This window comes from Acetobacter conturbans (assembly GCF_011516755.1).
In the GTDB taxonomy this organism is placed as follows: domain Bacteria; phylum Pseudomonadota; class Alphaproteobacteria; order Acetobacterales; family Acetobacteraceae; genus Acetobacter; species Acetobacter conturbans.
Genome location: NZ_WOSY01000038.1, coordinates 1 through 10,111 on the forward strand (window position 1 = coordinate 1; position 10,111 = coordinate 10,111).

The following is a 10,111-nucleotide window of genomic DNA, read 5'->3' on the forward strand; positions in this document are numbered from 1 at the left end:
ACACCCATGATCTGGGCGTCAGTAAAGCGATCACTCTTCATCAGAATCTCCTCAATTCTTACGCTGAGAAAATTCTCATTCAAAAGTCACTCTTTTTATGGGGGGATTACCATTCTGACGGCTTCTTCAACGGCGATTTCATCGAATGGATTCATTGCCATCTTCGTATTTGATAAATCCACTCCAGATCCATCTGCTTTCACATGAACCTTTACATTGTAATCAATCACACGTTTTACAGGAACAAGAACCTTCATGATTTTACTCCTGACAATCAACAGGCTGTATGAAAACGTTTCGTCATGACATCAAGAACCTCTCGTGGATCGCGCTTCCACCAGTTGTTCGCTGAAAAAATCTCGACTTCACTGAAACCGTGATAACCGGCAGCCCTAACAGCCGCACTTATTCCGTGGATATCAGCGACGCCGTCTCCCATCATCCCTCGATCGAGAAGAATATCTGATGTCTGCGCAAGCCAGTCACACAGATGAAACCCAAAAATACGGTTTCCGGCGCGGGCAATCTGATGAGGAAGATCCGTATCCCACCAGACATGATAAATATCTATTGCAACTCCAAGAATATCAGAATCAATTATGTCGCAGAGGTTCAGAGCGTCACGTGTTGTCGTAAGACAGGAGCGATCACCACCGTAAACAGGATGGAGAGGCTCCAATGCCAGCCGGACATTAGCTGCGGCGGCCCAGGGAACAGCATGCGACAAATAATCCGCGACAATTTTCAGACTCTCTGAAACACCTTTCGTTTCAGGCTGAACCCCTCCCACCACAATCGTCAGTACTTCTGCACCCAACTCGGCAGCCTGATCTATAGATCTGTGGAAGTCATCTGTAATTTGGAGAGGATTCCTAAGCGATAACGGACCGACAAGAAAAGGCGAACGACACAATCCAATCACATGGACGCCAGCGGCTCGCGCATAGTCACCCACACGTGCAGGGGAGCTCTCAATTTCTCTTCTCCAGAATACAATACCGTTGATCCCGCGCTCAGCACAGGCGTCAATTGTACGTTCCGGCGACCAACCCGCACCTGCTCCCGGAATATTATGACCTAACGTGGCGGTATTCAGCGCGAGACCACGGTTATTACGACTAACATCTTCCATGTCAGGCCCCATATAGCGCAAGAAGGGACTGCATTCGACGAACAGCGAGTTCAGGGTCTCGTAACAGACCGCAGCCATCGGCAAGTCGGAAAATTTCCGTGAAATATGGCAAGGGACGTAAGGCCTGAGCGCCATTCAGCATGATGAAGTGATCTTGAAAACCATTCAGCCATGCAAGAAACACTACGCCCGTCTTGTAATATTGTGTCGGGGCCCGAAAAATCAGACGAGCTAGCGGCACTGTGGGATCAAGAATAGTGCGAAAACCGCAAATATCGCCTGCATCCAGCCTGTTTATGGCATGAGTAGCCGCAGCGGCAAGCGGATCAAAAATTCCTAAAAGAGCGTGACTGAACCCATAATCATCGCCCTGAATAAGTTCCGGATAGTTGAAATCGTCGCCAGTGTACATCAGCACTCCTTCCGGAAGGCGCCTTCGCATGACTATTTCTTTTTCCTTATCGAGAAGTGAAATCTTGATTCCCTCCACCCGAGATTTGTTCTCATCAATGATGGCCAGGACTGTTTCAAGAGCAGCATCAAAATCACGCGTGCCCCAGTAACCTGCAAGCGCGGGATCAAACATTTCCCCCAGCCAATGGAGGATGACAGGCTGATCACACGCAGACAAAACAATATTATAAACACGCCTGTAATCGGCATCTGTTTTCGCCACGCTCACCAGCGCTCGACTCGCCATGAGGATGATGCGTCCTCCGACAGCCTGAATGGCCTCCACCTGCTCCAGATAGGCGTCGATAACCTGATCGATGGTTGAAACATCACGTAGGTCAAGCTGATCAGTGCCACAGCCATTCCCAATGCGTGCATCCGGCAATTCTGCTTTTGTAAGCCGGATCAGTTCCAGAGAGCGGCTCCAGTTAAGCCCCATGCCACGTTGCGCGGTGTCCATGGCTTCAGCTATTCCCATCCCAAGACCGGCCAGATAGCGTCGGAATTCGAGTGTTTTATTCCAGTCTATGGCGGCGTGACCAGACGGGTCGGTCGCAGAGAAAGGATCGGCAACAACATGGGCCGCCGAGTAGATGATCCGTGATGGATGGGAAGAGAGAGAGGTCAGGGGAAGAGGTGTTCCGCTCAGAACATAATCCGTCTTTCGTCCTGTTTGGTCGGGCAGCGCAATTTTCATGATCGCCCTCAGAAACGAGGAACAAGCATCCCGGCATCAGCCGAGATAACCTGTCCGGTTGTGTAAGGAAGTTTTCCTGTTGCGAGCGTTGCGATGATCGTTCCGATATCCACCGGTTCAGCAATGCATGGAAACAGTGTCAGGCCGTCAGAGGCCCGCTGACGATATGTTTCGATCACTGAAGCCGTCATGTCGGTGGCGATCAGGCCGGGCTGCACGTCATAGACCGCAATGTTTTCGGGCCCAAGCCGGACCGCAAGCGCCTTGGAAACCATCGCTGCCGATGCTTTCGATGCACAATATTCTGAACGCTGGACTGCAACCGCAACTGCATTTGAAGATGTAACATTCACGATCGAATAAAACAGATCAGATTGCCGTTTGCTGGCCAGAACACACCGAGCAAAAGCCTGTGAAAGGAAAAAAGGCGCACGAGCGTTGATGGCATGACAACGATCCCAGCTTGCCTCACTGACGTCCAGCAAGTCTCCCCGCTGAAGCACCCCCACTCCGGCATTATTGACGAGCGTCGTCAGCGGACCAAAAGCGCTTTCAATCCGGGCAAGAGCTGTTACGTGGACAGCTGTGTCAGACACATCGAAGGGGGCAGCCACCACAGGCACGCCAAGCGCCTCCACACGCCTGACAGCCGCCCGGAGTTCATCATCCTCAGTGGGACTATTGAGCGCCACGGCGAACCCGGCATGAGCCAGCGCTTCAGCCGCCGCCAACCCTATCCCTCTGGACGAACCGGTGACGAGCGCAACCTGCCTCATGTGCGGGCACCTTTTTTCAGCAATTCACGAGCGATGATCATGCGCTGAATCTGATTCGTTCCTTCATATATCTGTGTTATTTTTGCATCTCGATAGAGACGCTCGACTTCAAATCCGCGGATGTAACCAGAACCGCCAAACACCTGCACCGCGTCGGCAGTACGGGCAACTGCCATGTCCCCCGCAAAACATTTGGCCATTGAACAGGACCGGGTAGCATCCTGGCCACGATCAATTTTGACAGCCGCCGAATGAACAAGGAGACGTGCCGCCTCAATATCTTTTGCCATGTCTGCCAGCAGCCACTGCACACCCTGAAATTCGGAAATATGCTTACCGAACTGCTTGCGCGTTCCGGCGTAGTCCACAGCGGCTTCCAGTCCTGCCTGCGCTATGCCCACCGCCAGTGCAGCAATCCCGACGCGCCCCTTGTCGAGCACACTCATCATCATATGGAAACCACGCCCCAAGTCACCAAGCAGTGCGTCAGATCCAAGCCTCACGTCGGAAAAATTGAGCCCTCCCACCTGACTGGCGCGCTGTCCCATCTTGTGTTCTTTCGGGCCTCGTTCAACGCCGCTGACATGCAAATCCACAATGAAGATCGACATACCACGATTGCCAGCCTCTTTGTCCGTTCGGGCAAGAACAAAACCGAAGTCAGCAATCGGAGCATTGTGAATCCACAGCTTACCGCCATTAAGGACCCAGCCTGACCCGTCTTTTTCGGCAAATGTGCGAATTCCCGAAACATCGGTGCCTGCCTCGGCTTCAGTAATGCAATAAGCCACCTTCTTCCGCATACCGAGAATATCGGGCAGCAGTTTTTTCTGCGTCTCTGTTCCGTGACGAACAAGCAACGTGGAAATCAGCTCCACTAGCCCGCACTGGTCGGCGACACTGGCATAACCGCGGGAAAGCTCCTCCATAACGACCGCGTAAGTCAGGCTATCGAAGCCAGGTCCACCAAGTTCTTCGGGGACGCCGATTCCAAATAGGCCGAGCTTGGCCATCTCATCATAAATTTCAGATGGGAAACGCTCCTCGCGGTCGAGAGCCTCGGCGGCGGGGCGGATCACCTCATCGGCGAAAGAACGGGCCATATCGCGAACCTGTTCCTGAGTCTCATTAAGATACATCCGGCAATTCCTGCTCTTTTATGCACTAACTAGTTACATATATATGACGCCACTCATGAGCAAGAAAAAAACACGATCGCTTTTGAACATATCGTGATGTTTCACGAGACCGTTCTCCACAGGAAGATGAAAGACTTTTATGTCTGGTCTGGGAAGATCGCGAGGAGGTCATTCTCCCTTAAACACTACGGCCTTATATCCGACGCAGCCCCTGTCCTTACCTCCTGAAATTTCATGACAAACAATCTCCGGAGCGAGGACCATCATTCACTTTCCTCTCACGGAATAAATGCACCGGACACTCTTTTCAGAATGCCTTCCTGTAACTGAATGTCTGTCGCGAACATGCGATCTCGCGCTATTTTTTTCAGCTCCGAGGAAGGGGGGCATTGAATTCGTTATTTTTTATTTCTAAATCAGTCAAAATCACCCAAATGTGAGTTACTCCTTTTCTCACAACGTCCTATCAAACACGTAACCAGACGGTGCGTCTGGAGATGTCGTCCAAAAACAAACGCCACAAGCAAAACAGCGTGGCAAAAAACAAGGCATCGACCAGTGAAAAACGTCAACAATGATCCGTTATCACACCCTTATTCCGTGTATTATCTGCAAATCTCGACATCGAAATGCGACAACAACGCTGCGTAATAAGCGTTTCCGTCTTATTCAGTCCTGATTTCGAAATTTTTTCTTAAAAGATAGTTTTTCTTGAAACGACAACTTCTGTGGTTCGTTTGAACACCACACATACCTGCGAAACAGGCGCCGTCATTTTATCCATCAGTCGGCATGATTCAGACCCACTGACAAACACGTCAACATTCTGGAGAACAGTCCATGCAAGAAATAGCCCACGGTGTAAGATTACCTGATTCTCCGCGTGAATTCGGTTTTTTCATCGATGGAGCATGGCAGCACAAGGGAGAGGGTTACGTACGCCATTCTCCTAGTCATGATATTCCGGTTACACGCACAATTCGCTGCACCAGAGACGATCTGAACGAGGCAGTGGCAGCTGCACGGCGGGCCTTTGATGATCGTCGCTGGTCAGGTTTGCCCGGGGGAGAACGTGCAACCATTCTGCTTCGTGCTGCTGAAGGAATTCGCAGACGTCTTGATGAAATCGCTTTGTGGGAAGTTCTCGAAAATGGAAAACCACTTTCCCAAGCAAAAGGGGAACTGAACCATTGTATCGCCTGTTTCGAGACTGCAGCCGGAGCAGCAAGACTGCTTCATGGCGACAGCTTCAACAATCTCGGTGATGATCTCTTTGGTATGGCTCTCCGGGAGCCGGTCGGAGTTGTTGGGCTTATTACACCCTGGAATTTCCCATTCCTTATTCTCTGCGAGCGGGCACCCTTCATTCTCGCATCCGGTTGCACTCTGGTCGTCAAACCAGCTGAAGTAACGAGTGCAACGACCCTTATTCTGGCAGATATTCTTTCAGAATCTGGACTTCCTGCCGGTGCTTTCAATGTCATCACAGGAAGCGGGAGTGATATCGGGCAGGCGCTGAGTGAACATCCAGACGTCGACATGCTTTCCTTCACAGGCTCGACTGCTGTGGGACGTTCCTGTGTGCAAGCATCAGCGGCAAGCAATCTAAAGAAGCTTGGACTGGAACTCGGTGGAAAGAATCCGATTATTGTGTTCGCCGATGCCGATCTTGATGATGCTGCGGATGGTGCTGCGTTCGGAATCAGCTTCAACACAGGGCAATGCTGCGTCTCATCCAGCCGACTGATTGTCGAACGTTCTGTTGCTGACAAATTTGAGGCGATTCTGGCTAAAAAAATGAAGAAAATTCGTGTTGGTGACCCCTTTGATCCTGAAACACAGGTTGGAGCCATCACAACCAATGCTCAGAACAAGGTCATTCTTGACTACATTGCCAAAGGGAAAGCTGAAGGCGCAAAAATTGTCGTCGGAGGAGAAGCGCTGCAGTTCGGGCGGGGACGTTATATCGCTCCCACTCTATTTTCAGGCGTCACCTCTTCAATGGCTATCGCCCGTGAAGAAATATTTGGTCCTGTTCTTTCGTCATTTCGGTTTGATACTCCCGCAGAAGCGGTCTCAATCGCGAACGACACGATTTATGGTCTGTCTGCTTCTGTCTGGTCGAAAAATATCGATACCGCCCTGATGATTACGCGGCGCGTCCGTGCTGGCCGCTTCTGGGTCAATACGATCATGGCTGGTGGCCCAGAAACCCCGACAGGTGGTTTCAAGCAATCAGGCTGGGGCAGAGAAACCGGCATGCTCGGCGTGGAAGAATACACTCAGGTCAAATCCGTCCATATCGGCATTGGCAAACGTTCACACTGGATCGCGTCATGAAGAAGGGTTTTGATTATATCATTGTAGGCGGTGGCTCAGCAGGTTGCGTTCTTGCGGCCAGATTGTCTGAAAATCCCGCCGTGCGTGTCTGCCTGATTGAGGCAGGAAAACGAGACACCCATCCACTCATTCACATGCCTATTGGTTTTGCAAAAATGACCGATGGCCCAATGACGTGGGGTCTCAAGACCACTCCTCAGAAACACGCCAATAATCGGCAACTCCCTTATGTTCAGGCGCGGGTCCTAGGAGGAGGCTCATCCATCAATGCCGAAGTATTCACTCGCGGCCATCCATCTGATTACGATCGTTGGGAAACCGAGGGAGCTGAAGGCTGGGGATTTAAAAATATCCAGAAATATTTTCTGAGATCAGAAGGCAATACAATTCTCTCCGGTGCATGGCATGGCACTGACGGTCCTCTGGGTGTGTCAAACCTTTCCACCCCGAATCCCGTAAGTTGTGCATTTGTCCAAAGCTGTCAGGAACTCGGGATACCTTATAATCCGGATTTTAATGGACCATCACAGGAGGGAGCTGGCATCTACCAGATGACAACTCTCAACAACCGCCGATGCTCAACATCCGTGGGTTATCTTCGCCCTGCTTTGAAGCGTAAAAATCTTCATATTATTACCAACGCTATGGTGCTTAGGCTTCTTTTCAATGGCATTCGTGCCGTGGGTGTAGAGTATGCTTTACGCAATACTGTGCATGTTGCTTATGCCGAGGAGGAGATTCTTGTAACTTCCGGTGCCATTGGCACACCAAAACTGCTCATGCTTTCGGGTATCGGTCCAGCACAACATCTTCATAAACACGATATCCCCATTGTTCATGATTTACCGGGTGTCGGACAAAATCTGCAGGACCACTTTGGTATCGATATTGTCGCAGAGCTAAAAAACCACGAAAGCCTCGATAAATACTCAAAACTTCCATGGATGTTGCTCGCCGGCATCCAGTATGCAGCCTTTCGATCCGGTCCTGTCACTTCCAATGTCGTCGAGGCTGGCGCCTTTTGGTATTCCAACCAGAACACGTCAGTTCCTGACCTTCAATTTCATTTTCTTGCTGGAGCTGGTGCGGAAGCAGGTGTCGTCTCCGTTCCCAAAGGAGTTTCTGGCATTACACTGAACAGCTACACACTCCGACCCAAATCACGTGGATCAGTCACTCTCCAGTCATCGGATCCACGCATGATGCCACTGGTTGATCCAAATTTCCTTGCAGAACCTGATGATCTAAACATTTCAATTGAGGGCATTCGACTCAGCCTCGACATGGTCTCACAGCACTCCATGCGCAAGCACGTCAGAAAAATCGGTTTTTTTGACGACGAAAAAATAACGCCCGCAACCTTGAGAGCTTACGCGCAACAGCATGGACGCACGTCTTATCATCCGACCTGCACATGCAAGATGGGTCAGGACGATATGTCGGTCGTGAATCCACATCTGCGCATTCACGGACTTGAAGGGATACGGATCTGCGATAGTTCTGTCATGCCATCCATCATTGGCTCCAATACGAATGCACCAACCGTCATGATAGCAGAACGCACGGCGGATCTAATTCGCGGAAATGCATAAATAGATAAAGTATTTTTTAAGAATAACTATAACAACTATCATAATAATTTATATAAATAAGTTATTTTTTCTTTAATAAATATAATTTTCATAATAAATTTCTTATTAACTTCATCCCACCATCAAACAATCACTTGCTTTAACATGAAGTGGCTAGTGAAATGATACGAATATACAGAAAGATAAAGTTAATTCGTATGAACTATACGTTTTCGAAATTAATTTCCATCGGATTGTGCTTGTATATATATTTATGCACTCCGTGGATTTCTGTCTCCATGGCAGATTCTACACAAGATCCCTTTTTGCACTCTCGCCCATCGGGAGGGCGAGCCTCGATTACATATGTCAAACAACCTAAAAAAGAAATAATTACCCCCAAAATCGATACAACTGAACCGACGGGTGGAAATTTTGTACCAGTTGACTTGAACAAGGCGCCTGATGAACCTTTTTTTCCTGCCAGCTTTGAAGAGTGGAATCATCAGGATTCCATGCTGGGTGGATTAGGAGGGTTACGAAAGCGCCTTGAAAGAAATGGAATTATTATTAAAGGTCGTTACCTGGAAGATACTTCAGGTAATCCGGTGGGAGGCAAATCTCAGGGTGTGCGTTACGCTCACGAATTTGCGTTGGGAACTGATATAGATTTACTGAAACTAACTGGATATGACATCGGGATATTCCATTTTCTTGTAACAGAGCGTGCAGGTCTCAGTCTGGCAACATCCATGCTGCCAGCCATCAGCTCAGTCCAGGAAATATTTGGATCCGGTGAAACCGTGCGCCTCACACGCCTAACACTTGAACATCATTTTAATCGCTATATCGCCATGGAAGCTGGGTGGTTCAGTACGGAAAACGATTTCGCTGAATCCAGTATACACTGGAATCTTTATGTTTACTGTGAATTCCAGAGTAATGCCATTTGCGGCATGCCTCAGTCTTTGGCTTTTAATTCGGGATATGGATGGTACCCAACAGCACACCCCGGAAGTTATTTGAAACTTTATCCATTTGGAAACAAACATTTCATGATGTCAGGTGGTATATATAATGTCGATAACACTATTTCCAACACCCATAACGGATGGAAACTTGGCCTAAACAACACAACAGGCTCCTATCTTCCGTTTCAATTTCTATGGAGTCATGGTGGAACAGACGAACATGGAGCATTACCCGGCAATATAAGGCTTGGAGGCTATTGGGATACCTCTGAAGTCAAGATTGTTACAAACGGATCGGCCCGCTTCCAGCCTGCATCAGTTAATCTCATCAATCTTCCCCAACAGTCTGTCCGTGGACGCTACGGCGGCTGGATTGAAGTTGATCAGATGCTGCAACGCGACCACGATGGAAGTTCCAGAGGAACACTGCTCTTTCTCAGCTATGTATGGGGGGATCCACGCACTTCACTAGCTCCCTATTTTGCAACATGGGGAATCATCCGCAAAGGAACCTTTCCTAGTCGACCAAACGATACTATTAATTTCGGTGGCAAAATACTAATTCTCAACCCCAAGCTGGCAGACTATGCATGGCAACTAAGATCTCTTGGAGAAAAAGCTTATATTCCATCAAACGAAAACTCAATTGAACTGAATTATGGCTGGCGACCCAATCCATGGGCAACCATCCGACCCGGACTACAATATTTATGGCATCCGGGTGGCACGAACCGCTATCCAAATGCTCTTATCCTCGATTTTGAAGTTGGATTCACGTTTTGACCCTGCTCTCCCTCCACTCTACAGGCGATATTCTGCTCAAGAATACTAGGGCGTGTCGTCAGTTAGCGCCTGCTGGTCTGGGCCTTGTACTTTTGTCCGATGCATGATGTTTTCTCCCTGTTTTCAGGGGGGATATACGGATGCGCCGGTATGCTCTGAGTGACAGTCAGTGGGAGCAGATCAGGGATCTTCTTCCGGGCCGGGAAGGCCATGTGGGCGGGACGGCCGCGGATAACCGTCTGTTTGTGG

Annotated in this window: 7 protein-coding genes and 2 pseudogenes; 4 read left to right on the top strand and 5 right to left on the bottom strand. The window is 49.4% G+C overall.

The genetic code is table 11. From position 1 onward, the window contains the following. Window positions 1-110 precede the first annotated feature (110 nt). The 5 genes and pseudogenes from GOB81_RS16565 to GOB81_RS16585 all read right to left on the bottom strand — a co-directional run. A pseudogene (locus GOB81_RS16565) lies at window positions 111-257 on the bottom strand (electron transfer flavoprotein subunit beta/FixA family protein); the annotation flags it as partial. Window positions 258-274: 17 nt separating this feature from the next. Continuing rightward, window positions 275-1,132: a sugar phosphate isomerase/epimerase family protein gene (locus GOB81_RS16570; RefSeq protein WP_173571377.1), complete on the bottom strand. Its 858-nt coding sequence runs from the start codon at window positions 1,130-1,132 to the stop codon at window positions 275-277. Between the two features lies 1 nt (window position 1,133). Then, a complete protein-coding gene (locus GOB81_RS16575) occupies window positions 1,134-2,282 on the bottom strand; it encodes a dihydrodipicolinate synthase family protein (RefSeq protein WP_173571378.1) in 1,149 nt (382 codons plus the stop codon). A gap of 8 nt (window positions 2,283-2,290) precedes the next feature. Further along, the gene (locus GOB81_RS16580) at window positions 2,291-3,058 is read right to left on the bottom strand and encodes a 3-ketoacyl-ACP reductase (RefSeq protein ID WP_173571379.1); all 768 of its coding nucleotides are present in this window, start codon (window positions 3,056-3,058) and stop codon (window positions 2,291-2,293) included. Then, on the bottom strand, window positions 3,055-4,197 hold the full coding sequence (locus GOB81_RS16585) for an acyl-CoA dehydrogenase family protein (RefSeq protein WP_173571380.1): 1,143 nt from the start codon (window positions 4,195-4,197) through the stop codon (window positions 3,055-3,057). The genes GOB81_RS16580 and GOB81_RS16585 overlap by 4 nt, the downstream gene beginning before the upstream one ends. Window positions 4,198-5,037: 840 nt before the next feature. Here GOB81_RS16585 and GOB81_RS16590 point away from each other — a divergent pair. From GOB81_RS16590 to GOB81_RS16605, 4 genes and pseudogenes are all read left to right on the top strand, one after another. Continuing rightward, entirely contained in the window at window positions 5,038-6,537 is a 1,500-nt protein-coding gene (locus tag GOB81_RS16590; RefSeq protein WP_173571381.1) for an aldehyde dehydrogenase family protein, read from the top strand. Then, entirely contained in the window at window positions 6,534-8,129 is a 1,596-nt protein-coding gene (locus GOB81_RS16595; protein ID WP_173571382.1) for a GMC family oxidoreductase, read from the top strand. The genes GOB81_RS16590 and GOB81_RS16595 overlap by 4 nt, the downstream gene beginning before the upstream one ends. Window positions 8,130-8,407: 278 nt before the next feature. After that, entirely contained in the window at window positions 8,408-9,862 is a 1,455-nt protein-coding gene (locus GOB81_RS16600; RefSeq protein ID WP_242010325.1) for a carbohydrate porin, read from the top strand. A 140-nt stretch (window positions 9,863-10,002) separates the two neighbouring features. After that, window positions 10,003-10,111: pseudogene (locus GOB81_RS16605) on the top strand (IS5/IS1182 family transposase); the annotation flags it as partial.

Coding starts and splice junctions, on each gene's coding strand:
- GOB81_RS16570 (WP_173571377.1), bottom strand. CDS start 1,132: ATGGAAGATGTTAGTCGTAATAACCGTGGTCTCGCGCTGAATACCGCC.
- GOB81_RS16575 (WP_173571378.1), bottom strand. CDS start 2,282: ATGAAAATTGCGCTGCCCGACCAAACAGGACGAAAGACGGATTATGTT.
- GOB81_RS16580 (WP_173571379.1), bottom strand. CDS start 3,058: ATGAGGCAGGTTGCGCTCGTCACCGGTTCGTCCAGAGGGATAGGGTTG.
- GOB81_RS16585 (WP_173571380.1), bottom strand. CDS start 4,197: ATGTATCTTAATGAGACTCAGGAACAGGTTCGCGATATGGCCCGTTCT.
- GOB81_RS16590 (WP_173571381.1), top strand. CDS start 5,038: ATGCAAGAAATAGCCCACGGTGTAAGATTACCTGATTCTCCGCGTGAA.
- GOB81_RS16595 (WP_173571382.1), top strand. CDS start 6,534: ATGAAGAAGGGTTTTGATTATATCATTGTAGGCGGTGGCTCAGCAGGT.
- GOB81_RS16600 (WP_242010325.1), top strand. CDS start 8,408: ATGGCAGATTCTACACAAGATCCCTTTTTGCACTCTCGCCCATCGGGA.